At 66.1% G+C, this 23,334-nt stretch carries 17 protein-coding genes and 1 pseudogene; 5 read left to right on the plus strand and 13 right to left on the minus strand.

Annotated elements, in window-relative coordinates:
• Nucleotides 1–48: 48 nt before the first annotated feature.
• From ACNA0R_RS20275 to ACNA0R_RS20300, 6 genes are read right to left on the minus strand one after another with little or no spacing between them, the layout of a single operon-like run.
• Nucleotides 49–873 carry a class II aldolase/adducin family protein gene (locus tag ACNA0R_RS20275; RefSeq protein ID WP_415827861.1) on the minus strand — a complete coding sequence of 275 codons (825 nt, stop codon included), beginning with the start codon at nucleotides 871–873 and terminating at the stop codon, nucleotides 49–51.
• The gene (locus ACNA0R_RS20280; protein ID WP_415827862.1) at nucleotides 870–1,790 is read right to left on the minus strand and encodes an ABC transporter ATP-binding protein; all 921 of its coding nucleotides are present in this window, start codon (nucleotides 1,788–1,790) and stop codon (nucleotides 870–872) included. The genes ACNA0R_RS20275 and ACNA0R_RS20280 overlap by 4 nt, the downstream gene beginning before the upstream one ends.
• Nucleotides 1,787–3,037: a hydantoinase/carbamoylase family amidase gene (locus ACNA0R_RS20285; RefSeq protein WP_415827863.1), complete on the minus strand. Its 1,251-nt coding sequence runs from the start codon at nucleotides 3,035–3,037 to the stop codon at nucleotides 1,787–1,789. Before ACNA0R_RS20285 ends, ACNA0R_RS20280 begins: the two co-directional genes overlap by 4 nt.
• A gap of 13 nt (nucleotides 3,038–3,050) precedes the next feature.
• The gene (locus ACNA0R_RS20290) at nucleotides 3,051–3,932 is read right to left on the minus strand and encodes an alpha/beta fold hydrolase (protein WP_415827864.1); all 882 of its coding nucleotides are present in this window, start codon (nucleotides 3,930–3,932) and stop codon (nucleotides 3,051–3,053) included.
• A 9-nt stretch (nucleotides 3,933–3,941) separates the two neighbouring features.
• On the minus strand, nucleotides 3,942–5,075 hold the full coding sequence (locus tag ACNA0R_RS20295) for a pyridoxal phosphate-dependent aminotransferase (protein WP_415827865.1): 1,134 nt from the start codon (nucleotides 5,073–5,075) through the stop codon (nucleotides 3,942–3,944).
• An 11-nt stretch (nucleotides 5,076–5,086) separates the two neighbouring features.
• Nucleotides 5,087–5,872, minus strand: coding sequence for a short-chain dehydrogenase/reductase (locus ACNA0R_RS20300; RefSeq protein WP_415827866.1), 786 nt, complete (start codon nucleotides 5,870–5,872; stop codon nucleotides 5,087–5,089).
• A gap of 306 nt (nucleotides 5,873–6,178) precedes the next feature.
• Between ACNA0R_RS20300 and ACNA0R_RS20305 the strand changes: the two genes are divergently transcribed.
• Nucleotides 6,179–6,892: a GntR family transcriptional regulator gene (locus ACNA0R_RS20305; protein ID WP_415827867.1), complete on the plus strand. Its 714-nt coding sequence runs from the start codon at nucleotides 6,179–6,181 to the stop codon at nucleotides 6,890–6,892.
• 399 nt (nucleotides 6,893–7,291) lie between these two features.
• A pseudogene (locus ACNA0R_RS20310) lies at nucleotides 7,292–9,321 on the plus strand (hypothetical protein); the annotation flags it as partial.
• Between the two features lie 4,369 nt (nucleotides 9,322–13,690).
• On the opposite strand, the gene ACNA0R_RS20315 reads toward ACNA0R_RS20310, so the two are convergent.
• The 3 genes from ACNA0R_RS20315 to ACNA0R_RS20325 form a co-directional block, all read right to left on the minus strand.
• Nucleotides 13,691–14,683: a tripartite tricarboxylate transporter substrate binding protein gene (locus ACNA0R_RS20315; protein ID WP_415827868.1), complete on the minus strand. Its 993-nt coding sequence runs from the start codon at nucleotides 14,681–14,683 to the stop codon at nucleotides 13,691–13,693.
• Between the two features lie 52 nt (nucleotides 14,684–14,735).
• Nucleotides 14,736–15,950 (minus strand): alpha-hydroxy acid oxidase, encoded by a 1,215-nt coding sequence (locus ACNA0R_RS20320; RefSeq protein ID WP_415827869.1) that lies wholly within the window; start codon nucleotides 15,948–15,950, stop codon nucleotides 14,736–14,738.
• A 93-nt stretch (nucleotides 15,951–16,043) separates the two neighbouring features.
• Complete coding sequence (locus ACNA0R_RS20325) at nucleotides 16,044–16,838, minus strand: IclR family transcriptional regulator (protein WP_415827870.1); 795 nt, start codon at nucleotides 16,836–16,838, stop codon at nucleotides 16,044–16,046.
• A 129-nt stretch (nucleotides 16,839–16,967) separates the two neighbouring features.
• Between ACNA0R_RS20325 and ACNA0R_RS20330 the strand changes: the two genes are divergently transcribed.
• Both ACNA0R_RS20330 and ACNA0R_RS20335 read left to right on the plus strand, forming a co-directional pair.
• The gene (locus ACNA0R_RS20330; RefSeq protein ID WP_415827871.1) at nucleotides 16,968–17,942 is read left to right on the plus strand and encodes a Bug family tripartite tricarboxylate transporter substrate binding protein; all 975 of its coding nucleotides are present in this window, start codon (nucleotides 16,968–16,970) and stop codon (nucleotides 17,940–17,942) included.
• Nucleotides 17,943–17,955: 13 nt separating this feature from the next.
• Nucleotides 17,956–19,143 (plus strand): lactonase family protein, encoded by a 1,188-nt coding sequence (locus ACNA0R_RS20335; protein WP_415827872.1) that lies wholly within the window; start codon nucleotides 17,956–17,958, stop codon nucleotides 19,141–19,143.
• Between the two features lie 66 nt (nucleotides 19,144–19,209).
• Here ACNA0R_RS20335 and ACNA0R_RS20340 read toward each other — a convergent pair whose 3' ends face one another.
• Nucleotides 19,210–19,644, minus strand: a complete 435-nt coding sequence (locus ACNA0R_RS20340; protein WP_415827873.1) for a cupin domain-containing protein — start codon at nucleotides 19,642–19,644, stop codon at nucleotides 19,210–19,212.
• 36 nt (nucleotides 19,645–19,680) lie between these two features.
• Between ACNA0R_RS20340 and ACNA0R_RS20345 the strand changes: the two genes are divergently transcribed.
• Entirely contained in the window at nucleotides 19,681–20,151 is a 471-nt protein-coding gene (locus ACNA0R_RS20345; protein WP_415827874.1) for a MarR family winged helix-turn-helix transcriptional regulator, read from the plus strand.
• A gap of 81 nt (nucleotides 20,152–20,232) precedes the next feature.
• Here the strand turns inward: ACNA0R_RS20345 and ACNA0R_RS20350 are convergent, their stop codons facing one another.
• The 3 genes from ACNA0R_RS20350 to ACNA0R_RS20360 are packed head-to-tail and all read right to left on the minus strand — an operon-like array spanning nucleotide 20,233 to nucleotide 23,290.
• Nucleotides 20,233–21,726: a DASS family sodium-coupled anion symporter gene (locus ACNA0R_RS20350; protein ID WP_415827875.1), complete on the minus strand. Its 1,494-nt coding sequence runs from the start codon at nucleotides 21,724–21,726 to the stop codon at nucleotides 20,233–20,235.
• A 55-nt stretch (nucleotides 21,727–21,781) separates the two neighbouring features.
• Nucleotides 21,782–22,837, minus strand: a complete 1,056-nt coding sequence (locus ACNA0R_RS20355) for a lipase family protein (RefSeq protein ID WP_415827876.1) — start codon at nucleotides 22,835–22,837, stop codon at nucleotides 21,782–21,784.
• 12 nt (nucleotides 22,838–22,849) lie between these two features.
• A complete protein-coding gene (locus tag ACNA0R_RS20360; protein ID WP_415827877.1) occupies nucleotides 22,850–23,290 on the minus strand; it encodes a hypothetical protein in 441 nt (146 codons plus the stop codon).
• Nucleotides 23,291–23,334: the final 44 nt, after the last annotated feature.

Below are 23,334 nucleotides of genomic sequence, written 5' to 3' on the forward strand. Positions count from 1 at the left end.
TGGTCCTCCATCGGTGGCCGGAATGCCGGCCGGATCAGAAAAGAACGGCTATTGCTTGTATGAGGGATCGGTGCGCTCGAGTTGCCGGATCAGTGCGGGCCACTCGCGTTCGCCGGCGACCAGGATGTCGCCTTCGTTGTGCCAGAACTGGCGCGCGGCCTTTTCGCACACCTCGGGGTCCGGCATGACGATGGGCCCGGCGCCGCCCGCCACCGCGGCCTGCATGGCGAGCTGGATGCGCGCGGCGCGTTCGAAGTAGTACAGCAGCATGAAGGCCTCGCCGGGCGTGCGTCCCAGCGTCAGCAGGCCATGATTGCGCATCAGCATGACCGGATGCGCGCCCAGGTGGGCCACCAGCCGCTGCCGCTCGTCCAGGTCGATGGCCACGCCTTCATAGTCATGGAAGGCCTGGCGCCCGTAGAAGCGCATGGCGAACTGCGATAAGGGCAGCAGACCGTCGCGCTGGGCCGATACCGCCACGCTGGCATCCGAATGCGTGTGCAGCACGCACATCGCGTCGTGGCGGGCCTGGTGGATGGCGCCATGGATCACGAAGGCGGCCACATTGACCTCATGCGGCGTATCGCGAAGCTTGCGGCCCTGCGTATCGATCAGCACCAGGCTGGATGCCGTGATCTCTTCGAACAGCATGCCGTAGGGGTTGATCAGGAAGCGGTCGTCCGGACCCGGCAGCCGCAGGCTGATGTGGTTGTAGATCAGGTCATCGATCTTCAATGCGGCGACCAGCCTGTAGCAGGCGGCCAGCGCCACGCGGGCTTCCCATTCGGTGGCGGGCATGCCGGCGGGGCAGGACGGCGCTGATGGCGTCGATGGCACCGATGCGCCGACGGAGGTAGCGTGACTGCCGCTCATGATTGTCCCTGGGCCGTTCCGGCCGCGGTGAATGACTTCAGGCTTTCTTCCTCGATGGCCGCCAGCAGGGTGCGCTTGAGTTCAATGAACTCGGGCGAGGTGACGATGTCGGGCAGGCGCGGGCGCGGCAGGGAGACTTTCTGCTCCAGCTTCACGCGGCCGGGCCGTGCCGTCATCACCAGCACGCGATCACCCAGGAACAGCGCCTCGTCGACGTCGTGCGTGATGAACAGGATGGTGCGCCGGTGCTTCTGCCAGACGTCCAGCAGCCAGCGCTGCATCATGCTGCGCGTCAGCGCGTCCAGCGCTCCGAAGGGCTCGTCCAGCAGCATCAGGTCGCGCTTGAACATGAAGGTGCGCATCAGCGCGACGCGCTGGCGCATGCCGCCGGACAGTTCGTGCGGATACTGCTTTTCGAAGCCGGCCAGGCCGAATTCCGGCAGCATGTCCAGCGCGGCGCGGCGGGCGTCGCCGCGGCGCACGCCTTCCAGCTCCACCGCCAGGATGGCGTTATCGATGACGCTGCGCCAGGGCAGCAGCAGGTCGCGCTGCGGCATGAAGGACACTTTGCCGAGCAGATCGCGCGCGCGGCCGGGCTTGCCCAGGAACTCGATCCGGCCGCCGGCATTCGGCTCCTCCAGTCCCGCGACGATGTTGAAGAGTGTGCTTTTGCCGCAGCCGCTGGGGCCCACGACGGTTACGAACTCGCCTGGAGCGATGTCGACCTCCAGGCCGTGCAGGGCCTGGACAGCGCCGAAGGTCTTGGATATCCCCGCCAAAGCCAGCAAGGGCCGCGCGGCCGCCGTACGGGTCGGGGCGACGGCCCGATGCGCCGGATCGGTCTGCGCGTGCGCCCCGGCGGCTCCTTCCGGCGCGAGCGAAGACGCCTGCAGGGCAGATCGGATGGCGATGTTCATGGTGCTTCCTCTGTCGCAAGGTCCGCGAGTACGTCGGCCAGCACCCGGGCGCCGGCGTGCAGGTGCCCGGGCTCGGCGTACTCGGCTTCGTTATGGGTGATGCCGTCGCGGCACGGCACGAAAATCATGGCCGACGGGCAGATGGCGTGCAGGTAGCGCGCGTCATGGCCCGCGGCCGAAATCAGGTCCCGGTGCGGCAGCGCCAGCGCGTCGGCCGACGCGCGGATGCGCGCGCGCATGGCTTCCGGGAATACCAATGAGTCCGCGGCCGAGAGGCGCCGCACCTGCACGGCGCAGGGGCCGGCGTGCGCTTCGCAGGTCGGCGCGACCAGGGCCGACAGGCGCGCCAGTTCGTCGCTGTCGGGATGGCGCAGGTCGATGGAGAACACGACCTTGCTGGCCACCACCGACGGCGCGCTGGGCTGGACGTCGAAGCGGCCCACCGTGAACTTCACGATGTCCTGGCGGTCGTGCAGCGCTGCCGCCAGCGCCTGCACCATCGCGGCGGCGGCCAGCAGCGCATCCTTGCGTTCCGCGCGGGTCGATGTGCCGGCATGGGCGGCTTCGCCCCGCACGCAGACGCGGAAAGTATGCTTGCCCTGGATGCCGCTGACCACGCCGATGGGCAGGCCTTCGCGCTCGAGGACGGGTCCTTGCTCGATATGTGCTTCGATGTACGCATGCACCGCGCCGCCCAAGGGGCGTTGCGGCAGATGGCGCAGTGTTTCCGACGCGGCGTCCAGGGCCGCGCCGACCGAAGTCCCGTTGGCGTCTTGCACCGCGCGGGTTTCTTCCAGCGTGCGCTGTCCCGCGAAGACGGCCGAGCCCATCATGCCGGGCGCGAAGCGCGAGCCCTCTTCGTTCATCCATGCCACGACGTCGATGGCGCGGCGCGGCCGCAGGCCAGAGGCCTGGAGCGCCTGCACCGCTTCCAGCGCCGCCACGACGCCATAGACGCCGTCGTAGCGGCCGCCGGTGGGCTGGCTGTCCAGATGGGATCCGGCCAGCACCGGCGCCAGTCCCGCCGCGCTGCCCGGCCAGCGCAGGAAGAAGTTGCCCACCGCGTCGCGGCTGGGCAGCAGGCCCAGCGCCGCGCCCCACTCCGCCATCAGGGACTGCGCCCGCGCGTCCTCGGTCGACAGGGCCTGGCGATTGACGCCGCCCGCGGCGGTAGCGCCGATGCGCGCCAGCGCGTCCAGGCGGCTCATCAGGCGCTCCGGATCGACCCAGGCGGACGGCGGTCGCATGCGGATCGTCATGTCAGGACGTCTTCATGATCTGCGCGGGCGCCGAACGCGGGTCGCGCGGCAGCCACTTGCCTTGCTCGGCGGTGGCGAGGAAGTCGGCGACGAACTGATTGAACAGGGCCGGTTCTTCGAGATTCAGCGTGTGGCCGGCCTTGGGCAGGACCAGCAGGCCGCTGGCCGGGATGGTTTTCTTCATGAAGATGCCCGGCTGCAGGCAGTGGTCGTCTTCATCGCCCACGACCACCAGGGTGGGCAGCGTCATCCGCTTGAGCTCGGCCTCCAGGTCGTAGATCGAAGGCCGGCGCGCCTGCACGCCGCGCATCGTGTTGGCGGATCCCTTGGCGTCGTGCTCGGCCAGCTGGCGTGCAAATTCCTGCCACCCGCGCGGATCCTTCAACTGGAAAATGATGCGCGAGGCGGCCTCGGCATAGGTCCCGGCGAATACGGCGGAGCCCAGTTGCTCGAATTTCTCGGCGACATCGCAGGACACCTGGCGAAAGTAGTCTTCGTATTGCTTTTCCGCGCCGTAACCGGCGCCGGCCACCACCAGCGACAGGGCGCGTTCGGGATGGCGCAGGCCGAAATGCAGCACCGCGAAGCCGCCCATGGACAGCCCGACGGCATGGACTTTTTCCAGGCCCAGGCCGTCCATCACGTCCACCATGTCGTTGACGGCGATTTCCTGCGAATAGCTGTCCACGGAGGCCGGCACGTCCGACGGCGCGTAGCCGCGGGCGCTGTAGGTGATGCATCGATAGCGGCGCGAGAAATAGCGCATCTGCGCTTCCCAGCTGCGCCAGTCGCCGCCGAACTCGTGGACGAACAGGATGGGTGTGCCGCTGCCTGCTTCTTCGTAGTGCAGCTTGTAGCCGTCGCGCGTGGTGATAGTGGGCATGCCTGGGTCCTAGAAAAGATCGGTGGCGTGGGGCTGGCGGCGGGCTTGTTCGACCATCTCGGGCAAGAGCTCGCAGAAGCGGTCGGCCCAGGCTTCCGGCACGGTCAGGCTGATCTTGACGAAGCGATCGCCGAAGCGCTTGGTGTGATAAGTGCCCTGGCGGATCATGACGCCCCGCGTCTGGAAGGCGGCCACCAGCGCTTCGGGCCGGATGCCGGCGTCCACCGTCTCCATCACCACCAGGTTGGCCTGCGAGGGATAGACGGGCAGGTGCAAGCCGGGGACGGCGGCGGCGGCTTGCGCCACGGCGGCCTGGTTGCGCCGTTGCCGGCGCTGCACGTCGGGAAACCATTCGGCCTTGGTTTCCAGGCCGGCGATCGCGGCGCGCTGCGACAGCACGTTGCTGCCCAGGTTGTTGGGTGGCGCGCCGGCAAGCTGCTCGATGATGTCGGGGTTGGAAATCATCGCTCCCAGCCGCATGCCCGCCAGCCCCAGCCACTTCGAGAAGCTGTACGTCATGATGGTCTTGTCGGGGTAGAAGCGATACGCCGGCGTATGCGCGTCGGCGAAATGGAAATACGTGGCGTCGTGGATCAGGTAGGCGTCGACCGAGCGCGCGATTTCGGCGATCTCGCGGATCTCGTCCTCGGTATGGCAGGTGCCCAGCGGGTTGTTGGGATCGACCAGGTAGATGGCGGCGGTGTCCGGGCCTACCGCCGCGCGCAACTGCGCGGGCGTCAGCTTGTAGTGCTGGCTGGCGTCGTAGATGGGCAGCTCCACGACCCGCGAGCCGGCCTGCCGCGCGAAGTGCATGGGCCAGGCCCAGCTGGGATCGGTGGTGACGAAGTCCTTGCCCGGCTGGCATACGTAGCGGCATACGCTGTACAGGGCCTGTACGGCTCCGTCGGTGACGAAGGCGCAGGCATCCGGCACGCCCGCGTCCTGAACGATCAGCCGGCGCAGCGTTTCGAAGCCCGCCGGCGGCGCGTAGGCGTGGTAATCGCCGTGCGTCAGGGCGTCCATCACCGCCCGCAGCACGGCCGGGTGGGGCTCGAAATGGTTGGTGTTCTGCCCCAGCCACATCAGGCCCGGCGTGTTGCACAGGCGATCGAAGTAGGCGTTTCTCAGCTCGAAGCCGCGCATGGCTTTGCTCCTTAGATGATGGAGCGGCGCGATGCGATGCCACCGTCTATGGTCACGATGGTGCCGGTGATGTAGCCGGCGCGTTCCGACGCCAGCCAGACGATCAGGTCGCCGACCTCTTCGGCCGACGCCGGGCGCTTGCCCGGATACTTGTCGAAGAGTTCTTCCCATCGGCTTTCGTCGTCGTACCAGTCCAGGGCACGCCGCTTCATGAGCTTGACCATGCGGTCGGTGGCGACGGGGCCGGGGTTTACCCCCACGACGCGTATGCCGTCGTCCAGGCTGCGGCCGCCCAGCGCGCGGGTGAAGGCCATCATCGCGGCGTTGCCGGTGGTGCCGACGATGTAGTCGGCATCCGGGTTCTCGCCGGAGTTGCCGATATCGTTGACGATGACGCCGCCGCCGCGACGCTTCATATGCGCATAGAGCTCGCGCGACAGGGTGACGTAGGAAAAGATCTTCATGTCCAGGCTGTCGCGCCAGATCTGGTCCGACAGCTTGTGCAGCGGGCCCGCTGCCGAATCAGCGGCGTTGTTCACCAGGATGTCGACGTCGGCGCAGCGCCGGGCCAGCGCCAGGGCGTTTTCATTCACCGCCAAGTCCATGGGATGGATATGGACGATTACGTCATAGGTTGCCGTGAGCGCGGCGCGCGCCGCGGCCAGTCCCTCTTCGGAGCGGGCGGCCAGATGCAGGGTGGCGACGCCCTCGCGGGCGAAGCTATGCGCCGTAGCCAGGCCTATCCCCTTGGAGCCGCCGGTGATCAGCGCCGATTTGCCTTTCAAGCCCAGTTCCATCTGTCCTTCCTGTCCGCTTGGTATGTGTAGATGCTGGCTTGCATACATTGATTGGGGCCAGCGCTGTCCATTTCAGCGGCGGCGGCGCACGGGTCGCGCGGCCACCGTAACCATGGCAATGCAACATCCATGCCAATTTTTCCTATCGGCAGAGGGAAAGAGGAGGGTTTTGGTGCTTCAGGTCGGTGCATAACATGGCCCATGAACGCCATGAAACCGTGCATACATTGACGTGGTTGTTGTATGCAAGAAGGGCTACAATGGCGTTTCGGTGCCGGCCACCCCTATGAAAGCCAAGGAACGTCAGTGAACGCAGCACTCCCCGATCAGGAAGCGGCCCAGGTGGCCGATAACGGCGCGGACGCGCCGGCCAGCCGCTCGGTGCGCATTCAACGAATACTGGAAAGCGAGATCTTCTCCGGCCATCTCGCCCCGGGCGCGCGGCTCGACGAGGTCGAGCTCGCGGCCCGCTTCCGCGTGTCACGCACGCCGGTGCGCGAGGCGCTGCGGCATCTGGCCTCCGCGGGCTTGATACAGATACGCCCGCGCCAGCCCGCCGTGGTCGTCGAGCTACCCGCGTCGCGCCTGATCGAGATGTTCCAGGTCATGGCCGAGCTGGAAGCCTTATGCGCGCGCATGGCCGCGCGCCGGATTTCCGCGTCGCAACTCGCCACGCTCAGCGCGCTGCATGATGAATTGATCGAATTGGCCAAGACCGACCGGGTCGCGGACTTCTACGAAGTAAACCGCCGGTTCCACGAGACCATTTACGAGGCCTCGCAAAACGAATTCCTCGCCGAACAGACGCGCGCCCTGCGCAATCGCATCGGCGCCTATCGCCGTCTCGTCACCCAAAAGCCCAGCCGCCGCGCGGCCACCCTGACCGAGCACGACGACGTGCTGCGCGCCATCGCCACCGGCAACGAAGACGCCGCCGCCAATGCCATGCGCGGCCACGTGAATCTGCTGGGTGAGAAGCTGCTGGACTTTATCGCGCTCTTTCCCAAGAGCGGGCGATAACGCCGCCCAGGTAAGGCAGCCGCGGCTCTGCACATTTTCACCACAATGTTGTGGCGTCCGCGCCACGAATCCGTCACGTCCGCGACACCCGCGCCGCCAGCCGTGTGACGGCCCATGGGGCGTTCTACGCCGCTATTCACGCCCATCCCCTGCGAAGCGGGCGCTTCTCCTCAAAACCTCTAGTTAGGCCCGGTATTTCCGCTTGATCATCGGTATTAAGGTTTGTTTAAGAATTAATATAAACTTGCCTTAGTTGTTACCAAATTAAACGGAAGAGCATTGAAAAACGCTAATTCGGGTCAAGCAGGACGGCAGGAGATAGCCAATCGTCCGGTCGCCACCAAAAGCCGGCGTGCGCCGCGACAGCGCGGCGCCGCCGCAGTATTGGCATCGCTCGGCATGCTGGCGGGCGTCTCCGCGGGCGCGGACCCGGCGGTCAACATGGTCCGCCGTGGTGACGACGGCCGCGATGGGGAAACGGCCTTCGGCTGGACCAATGCCACGCCCGGGCAGAACGCGGCTTCCGTATCCTGGACTCAACCTGGACCCATCCAGGGGGTGAGCGGACCAGCGCTGGAGATCGGCTCGGTCGGCGGGGCCGGCGGGTCGGTGTACAGCAAGGGCGTCTTCCACAATCTGCCCGGCAAGACCGGCGGCTACGGCGGTTCGGTCTGGCTGTCCGTGCCGCAGGGCGGCGACATCTCAGGCACGCTGGGCGCCTCCGCGCAAGCCAAGCCGCTGATCAACGTCTACTCGATCGGCGGCACGGGCGGGATCGGATACACGTCATGGACGGAAAGCGAAGGCGGTATTGCCCGCGGCGGCGACGGCGGACCCGTATCGGTAAAGATAGGATCCCGCGTCACCGCTTCCGGCGACGCCACGGCCCGCACCAGCGCGCTGCCGGCCATCAGGGTACTCTCGCAAGGCGGCGCGGCCGGCGTCAGCAAAGGGGGCACCCCTTCTTCCGATGGCACGTATGACTATCGGGTCGATACCGACCGCGGCGGCTCCGGCGGGGCGGTTTCGGCTTTCTTCGACGGCAGCGCGGATGTCCGGGTGACCGGCTCGCTGGCGCCCGCGGTATCCGCCAGTTCGCTGGGCGGAAATGGCGGCAGGGCGATCAATAGCGGCGGCTATCCCTCCAATGCCGGACCCGGCGGCAATGTGGAGCTCACCAACTGGGGGTCGATCTCCGCCAGCGGCAGCAATTCCGCCGCCGTCATCCTGCAAAGCGTGGGCGGCGCGGGCGGTAACGGCGCCAATGGCGCCTTCACCTCGGGGACGCCGGGCAGCAAAGGGGGCTCGGGTGGCGTCGTTACCGCCGTGAACTACGGTTCCATCACCGCGCGCGGCGACTATGGTTTCGGCATCATGGCGCAGTCCGTGGGCGGCGTGGGCGGTAGCGGCGGCGGCGCCGCCTTCGTCTCCGGCGGCGACGGCGGCGGCGCGGGCCTGGGCCGCCTGGTTTCCATCACCAATTACGGGACCATCAGGACCTCGGGCACCGGTGCGACCGGCATCATGGCCCAGAGCATAGGCGGCGGCAGCGCGCTGGACGCGTTCTATGCGACGCGGCCGGCCATCAGCACAGGCGGCGGCTCGGGCGGCAACAGCGGCATCCTGCCTTTCACCAGCGGCGGGACCGGCGGCCAGGGTGGCGTCGGCGGCAATGTGAAAGCCGAGCATCGCGGCGTGTTGGTCACGTCCGGCGACTACGCTTATGGCGCGCTATTGCAAAGCGTGGGCGGCGGCGGCGGTACGGGCGGCGCGGCATCGAGTTCCACGGCCTTCCTGGCGGTGGCGCTGGGCGGCGCGGGTGGCGGCGGCGGCAACGGCGGCGAGGTCTCCTTCGAAAGCTTCATGGGCAGCATCGAGACCTCGGGCGATCACGCCACGGCGGTGCTGGCGCAATCTATAGGCGGTGGCGGTGGCACCGGCGGCTACGCGACTTCGCGCTCGGTCAGCCCCGGCCTGTCGGCCTCGTCCGCGACCGGCGGGTCGGGCGGAAAGGGCGGCTCCGGCGGCCAGGCCACCATACGCAATAACTCCGCGATCCGTACCGGCGGCGAAGGCGCCTTCGCGCTGCAGGCGTCCAGCATAGGCGGTGGCGGCGGGACGGGCGGCGGCGCCAGCGCGTTCGCGGTCGCCTTGCCCGCGGTCACGCCGTCAGGCGAGCCCTTGCCTTCCATTACCCTGACCAACGCCATCGGCGGTTCCGGCGGTGACGGCGGGCAGGGGGCGTTCGCCCGCGCCGAAAACATCAATGCCGGTATCGAAACCCTGGGCGTGGGCGCCACGGGCGTGCTGGCGCAAAGCATAGGCGGTGGCGGCGGCAATGCCGGCAACGCATACGCCTACGGCCTGGCCATCGCCGCGCCGGGCGCCACGGCGTTCAATGTGACGAACACCATAGGCGGCAGCGGCGGNNNCGGCGGCNCGGGCGGCGAAGCGCGCGCATACAACGACGGCACCGTCTCCACGCACGGCGACAGCGCCATCGGCATACATGTCCAGAGCATCGGCGGCGGCGGCGGCAACGCCGGAGCCGCTTCCGCGGCGGCCGACGCGCTTAGTCTCTATAGAACGATCACCTTCGGCCAGACCATAGGCGGCACCAACAGCAAGGGTGGCGGCAAAGGCGGCACGGTGACGGCCGAGAACCGCGGCACGATCGAGACGCGCGGCACGAGCGCCACCGGCATCCTGCTGCAAAGCGTGGGTGGTGGCGGCGGCAATGGCGGCGCGGTCAATGCATCGGCGTCGTCGGGATTGTCGTTCGACAAGACGCTGGACAGCCTCGTGCAGAAGCTGCCGCTGGCCGACTCGGTGGCCATTGTCGACGCCATCGGCGGCAAGGGCGGGAATGGCGGCGACGGCGGTCTGGTCAAGGCCGATCTGGCGTCCACCAGCCTGATACGCACACGCGGCGTGCAGGCCGACGGCGTGCTTGCGCAAAGCATAGGCGGCGGTGGCGGTACGGGCGGCGGCGGTTCGGCCGCGGCCAGCGGCACGTTCTCGGTAAATCTGTCGTTCGGCGGCAAGGGCGGCGCCGGCGGCTCGGGCGGCCAGGTCGACGTCGGCAACGGCGGCGCGATCGAGACCTACGGCAACGCATCGCACGGCGTTTTCGCGCAGTCGATTGGCGGTGGCGGCGGCAACGGCGGCAATCTCGCCGCGCCCGACGACGCGCCGGACACGGTAGGCGAAATCTACGCCACGCTGAAAAAAGCAATCGGCGTGGAGGCCTACCAGAAATGGGCGGGCGACAAGAAGAACGCCGAAACCAAGGAAAACCTCGATGCCCTCATCAAGGACATCCAGGATACCGACACCTACAAGTCGCTCAACGATGCCTTCAAGAACTCCGAGTTCTACAAGGAGATGCAGGCGTCCGGCAAGAAGATCAACGAGTACCTGGACCAGCAAGCCAAGGGATCGGTGAAACGGCCGAACGTCTCGCTGACCCTATCCATGGGCGGTGACGGCGGTAGCGGCAATCGCGGCGGCCTGGTCAACCTGACCAACGAAGGCAAGATCCTGACCACCGGCGACATCTCGTACGGCGTACTCGGACAGTCCATCGGCGGCGGCGGGGGGCAGGGCGGCGTCGCGTACTCGTCCGGCACCAACAAGACGAATCTTGGCGGTACCCTGGGCGGCAAGGGCGGCTCCGGTAACGTCGGCGGAGACGTCGTCGTCAAGAACCTGGGCACCATCCAGACCTTCGGCGGGGCCTCCTACGGCATCTTCGCCGAGTCCGTGGGCGGGGGCGGCGGCATCGGCGTCGGCGCCCTCAGCAGCGACAACAAGAACCTGGTGATCAACTTCACGGCCGGCGGCGCCGGCGGCAGCGGCGCCAACGGCGGCGCCGTCACGGTGCAGAATACCGGCACCATCCAGACCCGCGGCGCCGAGGCGCATGCGATCGTCGCGCAAAGCATAGGCGGCGGCGGTGGCGCGTTCATGATGACTCCGCCGCCGAGCGACGCCAACGCCGACACGCCCAAGGCCACGGATGAAAAGGCCGCTTCGGCCGGCTCGCTGAAGGAGTTGCTCAAGGCCGTCGGCATCGAGAAGGTTCCAGCGGCGTCGACAGACGCCGGCAAGAAGCCTTCGTCGAAATCAGGCAGCTTCACGCTCGGCGGTTCGGGCGGCATGTCGGGCGGGGGCGGCGCGGTAACCGTTACCCACAGCGGCTCGGCCACGACGTCCGGCCTGGCCGCATTCGGCATCTTCGCGCAGTCCGTCGGCGGCGGTGGCGGCATCTCGAACGCCGCGGGCAGCCCCGGCGGCGTCAAGTATGCGGCCTCCTACGGCGGCAAGGGAGGCTCCTCTGGCAACGGCGGCGTCGTCAAGGTGCAGTTGGGCAACAATGCTTCGATCCGCACCGCCGGCGACTATTCCACCGCCGTGTATGCGCAGTCCATCGGCGGCGGTGGCGGCTATGGCGGCGCGTCGGTGCTGCAGGGCTATACGCTGCCGGTGTTCGGCAACAGCGGCGGCACCAGCGGCGATGGCGGCTACATCGAAGTGCGCACCATCGAAGGCAGCACCACCATACAGACGGAAGGCGCCAAGGCACATGGCGTCGTCGCGCAATCGCTGGGCGGCGGTGGCGGCACGGTCAGCGATCTGCTGAAGACCGACACCACCGCGCGCGCCGCGCTGGAGAAAACCGCCTCGGCGCTGACCGCCATCATCAAGGCGACGGGCGGCTCCGGCACGCTGCTGGACAACATCGACAAGGTGCCGGAAGACCTGCAGGGCGTCGCGCGGCTGTTCGGCAACGACAAGGACACGGTCAACAATGTCTTGAACGCGCTGACGACCAGCCTGAACCAGCGCAGCGCCTCCAAGGGAACCGGCGGCGAAATCTGGGTGAAGCTCAACGGCGACATCAAGACCAACGGCGCCGATTCGTATGGCATCTTCGCCCAGAGCGGTTTCCAGCAGAGCACCGGCGCGCTCGATCCCACCCGCGCCGGCGGCAAGATCAGCATCGACTACACGGGCGTGCTGCAGGGCGGTTCCGGCGACGGCGCGGCTATTGCCGTCGACGGCGGCAAGTCCAACGTCATCACCATAGGCGCCGGCTCTAACGTCAGCGCGCTTTCGGGCCATGCCATCGTGTCGACTTTCGGCGAGGAGTCCGTGCGCAACTACGGCACCGTGGTGGGCGACATCAACCTGGCGCGCGGCAATACCACGGAGTGGAACGAATTCCGCAACGAGATCGGCGGCACCTACGTGTCCGGCGGCAGCGGCATGGTCAACGTCAGCAATGGCGCGGGCTGGTTCTACAACGCGGGGAATTTCGACGTGGGCGGGGTGGACACCATCACCACGGCGACGGTCAACAAGGTGGACCTGCACCTGGGCGGCTCCCTGCTGGTCGACGTCAACAGCCTGGCCGCGCCGGGTACGCCCAACGCCGATCTGTTGAAGGGCTCCAAGGTTATCGTGGATGGCGTGAGGATCCAGCCGCATGCCGTGCAGGGCTTGCTGCCCGGCAGCTTCCAGGTGTTGTCCGCGGATACGCTGGTGACCAAGCAGGCGGCCACGGCCGGGGCCAGCGCCGCCAGCCCGATTTCGTGGTCTGCGACGCAAAGCGGCAACAACGTCTCGATTTCGCCCTCGGCGGATTTCGCCGGCAAGGCGCCCGACGACCTCACCGATACGGAGCGTTCGCTGGTCGGCAGCCTGCAAGGCGCCTGGGACGCCAGCAATCCCGGCATGGCCGGCTTCTTCGCCGCCATGGCGAATGTCGACTCGCCCGAGAAGTACAGCAACACGCTCAACAGCCTGGCGGCCACCGAGGATCTGGCCCAGGTCGCCACGCGTCAGACCCTGGCCGGCCGCAAGTCCTTGAACGCCGCGTTGAGCTGCCCGGTATTCGACGGCGACGGTGTCACCCTGCGTGAAACGCAATGCGTATGGTCGCGGATCACCGGCTCGCGCACCACCCAGAGCAGCAGTTCGGCGGGCGACGGCTTCTGGCAGAACGGCATCAGCTACCGCCTTGGCGGGCAGTGGGAGATCCGCCCCGACTGGTTCTTCGGGATCACGGGCGCCTACAACACCAACTCCATGCACACCAACGACCGTATGACCTCGGTGCGTGGCCAAGGCGGCGATGTCTCTGTCTCGCTGAAACACCAGACCGGCCCGTGGCTGCTGGCGGGCGCATTGCACGCCGGCTATGGCAGCTATGACTCCGATTCGCTCTTCATCATCGGCGACGATATGTGGAAAGCCGAAGCCCGCAACGATGTCTGGACCGCCGGCATGCGGCTGCGCGCCGCCTACGAGGTGGTGGCCGACAACTGGTACGTGCGGCCGTATGCGGATCTGGACGTGCTGCATAGCTACATGCCCGGCTACACGCTGAGCGGCGATGGCGCGACGCTGAAGACCAGTTCGCTCAAACAATGGACGTTCGCGATCTCGCCGATGATCGAAGTGGGCACCCGGGTCGACGCGGGTCGTTATGGATGGGTGCGTCCGTTCGTGACGGTAGGCGGCACCTTCCTGAATAACAGCGGCTCGCGCAGCAAAGTGTCGTTCTCGGAAGGCGAGGGAGATGGGATCACGTTCACCTCGAAGTCCTCGCTGCCGGATCGCATGTTGAACCTGGGAGCGGGGGTGCAGCTTTACGCCAAGGATAAGTATGAGATCCGCATGGAGTACCAGGCGCAGCTGGCCTCGCATTTCACGAATCAGGAGCTGAGCTTGCGCGGAGCGTATCGGTTCTGACGCCTGTTTCGCGGTTGACCGTACGCTCCGCTGCGAGTACGGTCAATCCGCCGTCAACAGTCCCGATGCGATAAGCGCGCGGTACGTTTCGACCTGGCGATCCAGGAACGTGTCGAATTCCGCGCCGCTCATCTTGACCGGTACGCCGCCGATATCTTCGACGCGCTTGCGAACCGCCGGATCGTCCAGCGCGGTATTGCTGGCGGCGACCAGGCGCGCGATTACCTCGGGCGGCACATCCTTCGGCGCCATGGTCGCCGTGAAGGGCGCAATATCCACTTCGGGCTGCTTCAGTTCCGCCATGGTGGCGACGTCGGGCAGGGACGGCACCCGCTGTGGGAAAACCACAGCCAAGGCGTGCAACTGGCCCGCCTTGATCAGCTGCAAGGCCGACGGCAGGTCGGTCGCCACGGCGTCCAGCTGGCCTCCCAACAAATCCTGCACCGCCGGTCCCGCGCCCCGGTAGGCCGCGATGACGAACTGCTGGGACAGCGCCTTCTGCATCTGCAGGATGTTGACGTGACCGGCCGTGCCATTGCCCGGATGGCCGAACTTCAGTGCGCCGGGATGGGTCTTCGCATAGGCCACCAGGTCCGCGTAGGACTTCAGCGGCGAATCCGCCTTCGTCACGATCACGCCGGGCACCTGCGTCAGCAAGGCCACCGGCTTCATGTCCTTCAGGCTGTAGCTGGCCGCCTTGCCGGCCAGTTGCCAGCTGGCCACGATAGGGCCGGTGGTGCCGATCATGATGGTGTAGCCGTCGGGCGCGGCGCGGACCATCGTGGTCGCGCCTATCATCCCGCCCGCGCCGCCCTTGTTCTCCACGATGAAGGACTGGCCCAGCTGCTTGCCGTACGCCTCGGCGAAAATGCGCGCGCTGCTGTCGGCGTTGCCGCCCGGCACGAAGGGCACGATCACTCTGACCGCGTGGTTGGGATAATCGGCTTTCTGGGCCCATCCGATCAGCGGATGCGCGAGCAGATGGGCGGCGATGGCTGCAGCGAACAAGCTGCGGCGATGAGGATGAAAGTTCATCACTTGTCTCCGGTTTAGTGAGTTTTGAAAACGATGGCCTGGAAGCAGCGAGCTAGGTTGCAAGCAGGTGATCCGCACAGAGCTGGTCGAGATTGCGAACGCCCAGCAAAGCCATGTCGCGATGGATTTCGTCGCGCAAAAGGGTGATGGCATGGGCCACGCCTGCCTGGCCGCCCACCGCGGCGGCATAGGCCATCGGCCGTCCCACGAAGACGTAGTCCGCGCCCTGCGCCAGCGCCTTCAGGACATCCGTGCCGCGCCTGATGCCGCTATCCAGCATCAGGGCCATGCGGCCCTTGGCCTTGACCGCTTCGGGAAGCACCAGCAGCGGCGGCGCGGTGCCGTCGAGCTGGCGGCCACCGTGGTTGGACAGGATCACGCCATCCGCGCCCGCCTGCTCCGCCCGCATGACGTCGGTGGCGGAGATCAGCCCCTTTACCACCAGCTTGCCGCGCCATTGCCGGCGTATCAGCGCCAGGTGTTCCCAGCTCAAGTGATCGCGCAAGCCGAACTGCCGTACCACGCTGCGGGAGATGATGGGTACGCCCCTTTCCGCGCCGGCATTTTCGAAATGCGGCATGCCGTGCCTGGCGAGCGTGCGCCCCAGGGTGCCCAGCAACCAACGCGGACGAAGCAGGCCGTCCCAGGCCAGCCGCAGCCCGGGTCGCAACGGCGTGGTGAAGCCCACCCGCACATTGTTCTCGCGATTCGCCAGCGTTGCCGTATCGACGGTAATGACCAAGGTCTTGAAGCCGGCCTTTTCCACGCGCTGGAGCAAGCCTTCGATATGCGCCCGCTCCCCCGGGATATAGGCCTGGAACCAGCCGCAGGTCGGCGCCGCCTGGGCGACCCGTTCCATGCGGGTCAGCGACGCGCCGCTCAGCACATAAGGGATCCCTGCCGCTTCGGCCGCGCGCGCCATGGCGACGTCGCCGTCGAAGGCAAACATCGCGCAGAGTCCCATGGGGGCGATTCCGAACGGCGCCTGGTATGAATGGCCCATCAAGGTCCGCCCCTGTTCCCGTGCCGACACATCCACCAGCACGTTGGTGCGGAACATCCACTTCCGGAAGGCCGCGACGTTGGCTTGCAAGGTGACGTTGTCCTCGACCCCGCCCTGCAGATAGCCGAAGATCGGCCGCGGCAGCACCCGCTTCGCGGCCGCTTCAAGGTCGCCCAGGGAAAGAATGGCGCGCAGCCGGGGAGGAAGATGGCGCCGGGCGTTGGGCGTGGGCCCGAGCTGCTGGCGCGGTGGAGTCGTCGTCATGGGCGTTCCGTATAACCTCTGCAACCCTGCAGGAAGGGCCGCATTGGAAAACACGCCGGCCCATGCCGGCAATGCGTTACGCGGTGCGTAACATCAGGGATGCCATGTCGCCCGCAGGGCGGTGGCGGGAACGGCGCCCAAGGCCACGCCCAGCCGCTTGGCGGCGTCCACCGTCGCGGGCGCCAGTTTGCGCAGGACGGCGGGCGTCAACCGCTCCACCGGACCGGAGGTGCTGATGGCGCCGAGCACCGTGCCGTGCGCGCCCCGCACTGCCGCCGCCACCGCGGCAGCCCCGGTGGAGCGCTCGGCGCGGGCCCAGTGATAGCCCTGGCGCCGGATGCGTTCATAAAGATCGCCTGGCTCGCCCAGCGCGGCCAGGATGGTCCGTCCAGGGGCGCCAAGATCCAGGGGCAGAAGCTCTCCCGACCGGGGATGGTCGGGGCGCGCATTCGGGCCGTCGCAGCGCATCAGGCAACTGCGCAGATTGCCCTCGTGCACATAGAACGAGGCGCTCTCGCCCGTCTCCAATGAAAGCTTGCGCAGGATGGGTTCGATGACCGAGCCGACGTCGAACTGCGCCTGGTAGCGCGAGCCTATCCAACCGGCGGCTGGGCCGAGCCGCCACGCACCGTCTTCGCGCTGCACCATGAATCGGGACAGCGCCAAAGTGCGGGCGAGGCGCAACGCGGTGGGCTTGTGCATACCCGTGCGGCGGGCGAGTTCGGTCAGGGAGAGGAACACCTCATCACCGCCGTCGAAGGCCTTGAGCAGGGACATGGCGCGGACGACGGCATGCACGTGCTCCTGGCCCGCGACCGGGGCAATGTCGGCGGGCCCTTTCAGGATCGCAGGCTTGGGCGGCTCCGCCGGTGCGTGGGGTTTCGCCATACGGTTCTCCATCCGCGTCTTGTATGTCTCCGGCGCGTGATGTTACGCCAGCCGTAACGCATTGCGTTTGCTCCAGGAGCTGATCATCATCCGACGCCTGATAAATAACACCAGACCGGAGACGATGCGATGAGCACCCTGGTGAACCATGGCCGGCGTCGCCTGCTAGGCGCGGCCGCCATCATTCCCTTTGCCGCCCTTGCGCAGGAGCGCTATCCGGGCAGGCCCATCCGCATGATCATCCCCTTTGCCGTGGGCGGGGCGACGGATGTGCTGGGACGGGAGCTTGCCCAGGCGATGGGAGCCACCCTGGATCAATCCTTCGTCGTCGAGAACATGGGAGGCGGCGCGGGCGTGCCGGCGCTGAACACCGTGGCGCGGTCCGCCCCCGATGGCTATACGATCCTGTTCTGCGCGTCCGGCAACATTACGTCGCAGCCATTGCTCAGCAAGAATCGTGTGGACATCCTGACCGAGGTGACGCCTATCGCCATGGTCGACTCGGCGCCGCATGTGCTGGTGGTAAGCGCGAAGACGCAGATCGAGTCGGTGGAAGCGCTGATCGCCTACGCCAAGGCCCATCCCGGTGCATTGAACTTTGCGTCGGCCGGCGTGGGCGGACTCGCCCACCTGGGTACGGAGCTGTTCGCGCGGACCGCCGGCATCGAGGTCACGCACATCCCGTACAAGGGCGCCGGCCAGGTCATGACCGACCTGGCGGCGGGCCGGGTGCAGGCGATCTTCGGCACCATGCCGTCGTTCACGGCGATGATTAAAAGCGGGTCTGTCCGCGCGCTAGGCATCACGGCACCCAGCAATGCGAGTCCCATGAAAGGCCTGCCCCAGATCTCCCAGACCGTGCCCGGATTCACCTACAGTTCCTGGAATGCTCTGTTCGCACCGGCACGTACGCCCGCGCAAGTCATCGACAGCCTGTACCAAGCGGCCCGGCAGGCGCTCCGCGACCCCGGTCTGGCCCGGCATTTCGACGAACAGGGCGTAGACCTCGTGCTGAAGAATGCCGACGAGTTGCGCGACATAGTCCGCAAGGAAACGGCCGTCTGGGATCGTGTCATTCGGGATGCGGGCATCCAGCTGAACTGATCGGGGAGCGTGCATGGAACAGGAGCGTCTCGCCGGCCATGGCTTGGAAACAGGTCCGGTTCTGTTGGCATCCGTTGGCCGCCGCCTTGTCCGCTACCGCCTGGGTGGCGACGGGTTCATCGAACAGGACCGCCTGGAAATGCCGCTCACCGTCCAATACGCCTGCTTTCATCCGGGCAGGCCGTTGGCCTACGTCGCGTGCAGCAATGGCGGCATCGCAAGTCCGGGGGACCGTCACTGCCTGGTCCAGGTGTCCTTGGGCGATACCGGTATGCGGATCGTGGCGGAACCTGTCGCGCTTCCGTACCGGCCGCTGCATGCGTCGGTGGACGCCAGGTGCAATCGCCTCGCGCTTGCCTACAACCGTCCCGCGGCTGTGACCATTCACGATTTGGACCATGATGGCGGTCTGGTGCCCCGGCGGCGGCTGTTGGCCGAAGGTACGGAAAAGGTCGGGTGTTTCCCGCATCAGGTCATCCCGATGCCGGGCAGCCGGGACTTGCTCCTGACGTGCCGCGGCGATGACGCAAGCACGGCCAATGAGGAGAACCCAGGTTCGTTGCGAGTACTGCGAGACGACGGTCAGACGCTTGCATGCACACGGACGGTCGCCCCGAATGCAGGCTTCGGTTTCGGCCCGCGCAACTGCGCTTTCCATCCGCAAGGGCATATGCTGTACGCGGTGCTGGAGCGCCAGAATCGTCTGGCGGCATTTCGTTATCGCGAAGGTCTCATCGAGCCGCAGCCTAGCTGGGACGTCGGCCTGCTGGACAACCCTGACAAGGTAAGGCGACCCCAACTCGGCGGCGCCATCGCAATCCACCCCACCGGCCGATACGCCTACGTAGTCAACCGCGCGCATCCGGTGCCGGACGGTGCGGGCAACGCAGCGACTTGCGGAGAGAACAGCGTCGTCGTTTTCCGCTTGGACGCCCGGACCGGCGAGCCGCGGGAAATGCAGCGTGCGACGCTGGATGGCCTGCACGCCCGCTGTCTTGCGCTTTCTCGCGACGGCAATGTACTGGTCGCGGCCTTACGTCAGCCCGGCCGCTTCATGGATGACAGCGGGCGCATCGTCGAATGCACAGCGGGCTTCGTCACCTTCCATATTGGCGATACTGGTCATCTGACATTCATCCGCCAGGACGTAGTCGAGGTAGGCAACGATCAACTGTTCTGGGCCGATTTCGCGCCGGTCTGACCGCGTTGGCCCGCGCGATCCACGCATGTTCGGACTGTATTTATCCAGCTGGCGTCCGCGCCCCCTTCAAGCACTCAACTCCAGCCCATGACGTTTCATCACTGACTTCAGCATGTCGATATCCGGCGGACCGCCGGCGCCCAGCACGCCGGCCACTTCACGGAAGTAATCGGGACCGATGTTGGCGGGCGAGAACACCACCAGCGCGCGGGCTGGAACATCGCCGGGGTTGGAGAAATGATGGACGCTGCCGCGTGGGGAGAAACAATGCTCCCCCACGTTCAAAACGCGGATGCGGTCATCGACGCGGTAGGTCAATGATCCTTCCAGGATATGGATGGTCTCGTCGACATCGACGTGTCGATGCGGCGGCGGGACTTTGGCCTGAGGCTGCACGATCATTTCCGCCATCGCCATATGGCCCGTGGTGTCTTGACCATCGACCAGGAACCGCATCGATAAAGAGCCTATGGTGATCAGTTCGTGTTGCGCGGTATCCATGTCGGCCGTCCTATGTGGTAAAGTCACTTTACCGATATGGCTGCCAACCGTCAATCCCCCTCTGGCCGGCGCTTCGCCGGCGATCCTGATCCCGATGACCCGCTCATCGGGGCGCGGTTGCGCTATTGCCTGTCTCTGGTGGAGCAGCGATTGAGCGGCGCGCTGGCCGAAGCGGGCTACGCCGATATCCAGATCGCGCACTTCAAAGTGTTCCGCTTTCCGCCGCCCGAGAACGCCCGTCCGATAGACCTGGCGCAACGGGCGGGCATGTCCAAGCAGGCGATGAACTACCTGCTGCAGCAGCTGGAAGACATGGGCTACGTCCGCCGGATCAGTGTAGAGGGGGCGCCATCGCGGGTCGTTTCCCTGACCGAGAAGGGCTGGAAGGTCGCGGAAATCCAGCGCGCCACCGTGCACGCGATCGAAGACGAATGGGCGCGCCGCATCGGCAAGCAGCGCTTCCAGGTGTTTTATGACGTGCTGAAGGAACTGAGCGGCGCCTTGTAAGAGCGTCGGCGGCACGGGCTAATCTGTCGGTCCGCGTCCCGCGACTTCTTCATGCTGTAGAACGCTTTCCCGAGATGAACCCTACATCCATCCCAGCCAGCGCCAGTACGTTATCCCGAACCCCAGCATCAGCACGTATCCGATCACGGTGACGGCGATACCGACCTTGGCGAATTGCCTGGCGGTGAATGTTTCCGTCCCCAGGCACACCATATTCTGCGGCGCGTTGATCGGCAGGATAAAGCCGTAGCTGACGACAAAGCCGAGCAGCATCGTCATTCCCAGCCGGTTGAAATCGCCCGGCAAGGTCGTCAGGACTGAAATCAAAATAGGCAGCATGGCCGAAGTCAGCGCGGTGGCGCTGGCGAAGCCCAGGTGGATGACGATAAGGAATGCGGCCAGGATCGCGAAAATCCCCAGCGGCCCCACGTCCGCAAGGCCCGTATGCGCCACCACTTGTGCCCCCAGCCATTGGCCGGCGCGGGTCGTCAGCAGCGCGGTCCCCAGGCTGATGCCGACCCCGAACACGATGACCGTGCCCCATGGGATGCGGGATTGGACGTCTTTCCACGTCATTACGCCGATGCGGGGCAACAGCAGCAGCACCAGGCCGAAATAGGTGGTGGACGTGGTGTCGAAGCTGTGGAGCTTGCCTTCCGTGGCCCAGAACAGCAGCAGCAGGACGGAGACCGTCATCAGGCGCTTCTGGGGCCCCGTCATGGGGCCCAGCTCCCGCAGGGATTTTTCGACGGCTTCCTTGCCGCCGGCGATATCGTCGCTTTCCGGGGGCAGCATCTTCAGCACCAGAAATATCAATATCGCGGACATGATGATGGCCCACGGCGCGCCGGCGACCAGCCAGTCGGACCAGGCCACGCGCGCATGCAGCAATTTCTCCATAAAGCCTATCGTCAACAGGTTCTGGGCCGCCGCGGTCTGGATACCAACGTTCCAGATGCTGGTTGCCTGCGCCACGATGATCATGATGCCGGCGGCGATATTCGAGCGCTTGTCGACGCCGAATGCCGCGATCACGCCCATCATGATGGGCACGACCGCCGCGCTGCGCGCCGTGGCGCTCGGCACTACGAGGCTAAGCACGATTGTCACCGCGATGCAGCCGACCAGGACGCGCCGCGTGCTGGTTCCGACCTTCGACAGCGTCACCAGCGCGATCCGCCGGTCGAGGCCGGTGTAGGTCATGGCGGCGGCGATGAAGAGCGCGCCGGCCACCAGGGCCAACGCCGAATTGGCGAAGCCGGTCAACGCCATGCCGATGGCCGCCGACGTGCCGTATTGCGCCGTGGGATTGCCGACGATGGGCGCCGTACCCAGGAGAAACGCCATCAGCGTAGTGATCATGATGGCGCTGGCTTCATAGGACACGGCTTCCGTCACCCAGACCACCACCGCGAATACCAGAATGGCCAGCATGCGATGGCCCGCCACGGGCAAATCAGCCGGCAGGGGCAGCAGCAGCACGGCCACCAGCGCGGCGAATCCCGCCACCAGGCCCATGGGCAGTTTGTTTTTCCGCGCGGGCGCGGCCGGCTCAGCGGCGCCTGTAGTCGTCATCTCGTACTCCGGTAAGCTGGACTGCCTCGCTTTTTAACCGGGCGCGGACGGCATTTCAACCGGAGCCCGAGGGCACCGGTTGCACCCCACGCAGTATTCCCGCCTGGGCAGTCTCGGCATAGGGACAGGGATCGTCGGGCAATAAGCCCGGTTTCTTGGGCCCCTTGATGCAATTCGGAGCGTCGTCGTCCCTGGCCAACAACGCCGACCACGTATACGCCCCGTTGTAGCAGGCATGGGCCGCGTTGTAATCCAGCATCGCCGCATAGCACAGAACGTGATGATTCGCGTGAATGTCATCCTGGATGATGGCGTTGGCGTCAGCCATCGTGATCTCACGGACGTTCTTCAGCGTCGCATATCGCAGGATTTCCGGGGGAATATGAATCGGCAGGAAGACCACCGATGGCGGCAGATGCGGTACCACGTCCCGCTCGTATGCGTAGACGACATAGCGGGTGACATTCTTGTCGAATACCTGGGCGAAGGTTTTATCGCCAGGCCGGGGCGATGCAAAAAAGCAGGCTTGCAGATTCTGGTCCAGGCCGCCCAACGACGCCAGGTCGAAGGCCAGATAGGTCGCCAAGGCGGCGCCCAGGCTATGCCCCGACACGATCAGCGAGCCATCGCCGACCTTGTTCTTGATACCTTCCCACGCCGGCATCACGCGCGTCCGCGCATCGTCGTCGGCGTCGAGAAACTGCATCGTGTAATACACCCGGAAGAAGCCCTCTTCCACGTTGCCGCACTGGCCGCCAGGATAGTAGGGCACATGCGAGTGCTGGACTTCGCCGTCGATCAGCCATTCCTTGAATCCCTCGGTGCCCCGGATAATGGCGGCGAACTGCGTGGCGTCGGCCTTCCGATGGACCAGTACGCCATAGAACACGGTGTCGGCGGACAAGGACAGGCGCCCCTGCTCGTCAAAAACCGTGTCCCGCGCAACGAGATAACCGTCGAGTTCCCAGGCGGAGGAAAGATAGAAATGGGGCGGAGCGACCGGCCTCAGAGGCTTTCCGGAGGCGCCAATATACATGTCCATCACTTCCGCCTGCAGGATCCCGAATCGGGCGGCATCCTGCGGGCTGGTGACCGGATTCAACTCACCCATGGCGAGGGCTCCTCAATCCACATTGCAGATCACGAAGGTGCGTCGATCCGGGTTTGGCGGCGTAGTGGTATCGGAGCTCAGTGTTATTTCGTTGGTCAACGAGGTCGTATAGGACCAGCACCGTGGCGTGCCGTCGTCCGTGGTGAAAATCATCGCCGGCGTACCGTCAGGTTCGCCGTCCGCTTCGGGCGCGTAATACCAGCCGAACGTAAAGACCGGGTCGAACGTGCCCGTGCTAAGCAGCGTGGACGTACCGTTGTAGCCCAGATAAAGGCCGGCACTTGCCGATCTAATGGAGCCATCGCTGCCCCATATGAAGATGCAGGCATCGTCATCGATAGATCGTCCCGCGGCCAGCACCAGTGCGGGACCGTCCTGGGCTCGCAGGAATTTGCCGTTGACCGTCGCGTAGATGGCTACTTGTTGGTCATCGTCGGGGTATTGGAACTTCATGCCGATTCTCCAGCAGGATACGGGAGCCGCTTCGGCATACATGC

Origin of the sequence: Bordetella sputigena (assembly GCF_965137885.1) — a bacterium.
In the GTDB taxonomy this organism is placed as follows: domain Bacteria; phylum Pseudomonadota; class Gammaproteobacteria; order Burkholderiales; family Burkholderiaceae_B; genus Bordetella_C; species Bordetella_C sputigena.

Bases quoted from the DNA above. Each gene is read 5' to 3' on its own strand.
- ACNA0R_RS20275 (WP_415827861.1), bottom strand. From the start codon at position 873: ATGAGCGGCAGTCACGCTACCTCCGTCGGCGCATCGGTGCCATCGACG.
- ACNA0R_RS20280 (WP_415827862.1), bottom strand. From the start codon at position 1,790: ATGAACATCGCCATCCGATCTGCCCTGCAGGCGTCTTCGCTCGCGCCG.
- ACNA0R_RS20285 (WP_415827863.1), bottom strand. From the start codon at position 3,037: ATGCGACCGCCGTCCGCCTGGGTCGATCCGGAGCGCCTGATGAGCCGC.
- ACNA0R_RS20290 (WP_415827864.1), bottom strand. From the start codon at position 3,932: ATGCCCACTATCACCACGCGCGACGGCTACAAGCTGCACTACGAAGAA.
- ACNA0R_RS20295 (WP_415827865.1), bottom strand. From the start codon at position 5,075: ATGCGCGGCTTCGAGCTGAGAAACGCCTACTTCGATCGCCTGTGCAAC.
- ACNA0R_RS20300 (WP_415827866.1), bottom strand. From the start codon at position 5,872: ATGGAACTGGGCTTGAAAGGCAAATCGGCGCTGATCACCGGCGGCTCC.
- ACNA0R_RS20315 (WP_415827868.1), bottom strand. From the start codon at position 14,683: ATGAACTTTCATCCTCATCGCCGCAGCTTGTTCGCTGCAGCCATCGCC.
- ACNA0R_RS20320 (WP_415827869.1), bottom strand. From the start codon at position 15,950: ATGACGACGACTCCACCGCGCCAGCAGCTCGGGCCCACGCCCAACGCC.
- ACNA0R_RS20325 (WP_415827870.1), bottom strand. From the start codon at position 16,838: ATGGCGAAACCCCACGCACCGGCGGAGCCGCCCAAGCCTGCGATCCTG.
- ACNA0R_RS20330 (WP_415827871.1), top strand. From the start codon at position 16,968: ATGAGCACCCTGGTGAACCATGGCCGGCGTCGCCTGCTAGGCGCGGCC.
- ACNA0R_RS20335 (WP_415827872.1), top strand. From the start codon at position 17,956: ATGGAACAGGAGCGTCTCGCCGGCCATGGCTTGGAAACAGGTCCGGTT.
- ACNA0R_RS20340 (WP_415827873.1), bottom strand. From the start codon at position 19,644: ATGGATACCGCGCAACACGAACTGATCACCATAGGCTCTTTATCGATG.
- ACNA0R_RS20345 (WP_415827874.1), top strand. From the start codon at position 19,681: ATGGCTGCCAACCGTCAATCCCCCTCTGGCCGGCGCTTCGCCGGCGAT.
- ACNA0R_RS20350 (WP_415827875.1), bottom strand. From the start codon at position 21,726: ATGACGACTACAGGCGCCGCTGAGCCGGCCGCGCCCGCGCGGAAAAAC.
- ACNA0R_RS20355 (WP_415827876.1), bottom strand. From the start codon at position 22,837: ATGGGTGAGTTGAATCCGGTCACCAGCCCGCAGGATGCCGCCCGATTC.
- ACNA0R_RS20360 (WP_415827877.1), bottom strand. From the start codon at position 23,290: ATGAAGTTCCAATACCCCGACGATGACCAACAAGTAGCCATCTACGCG.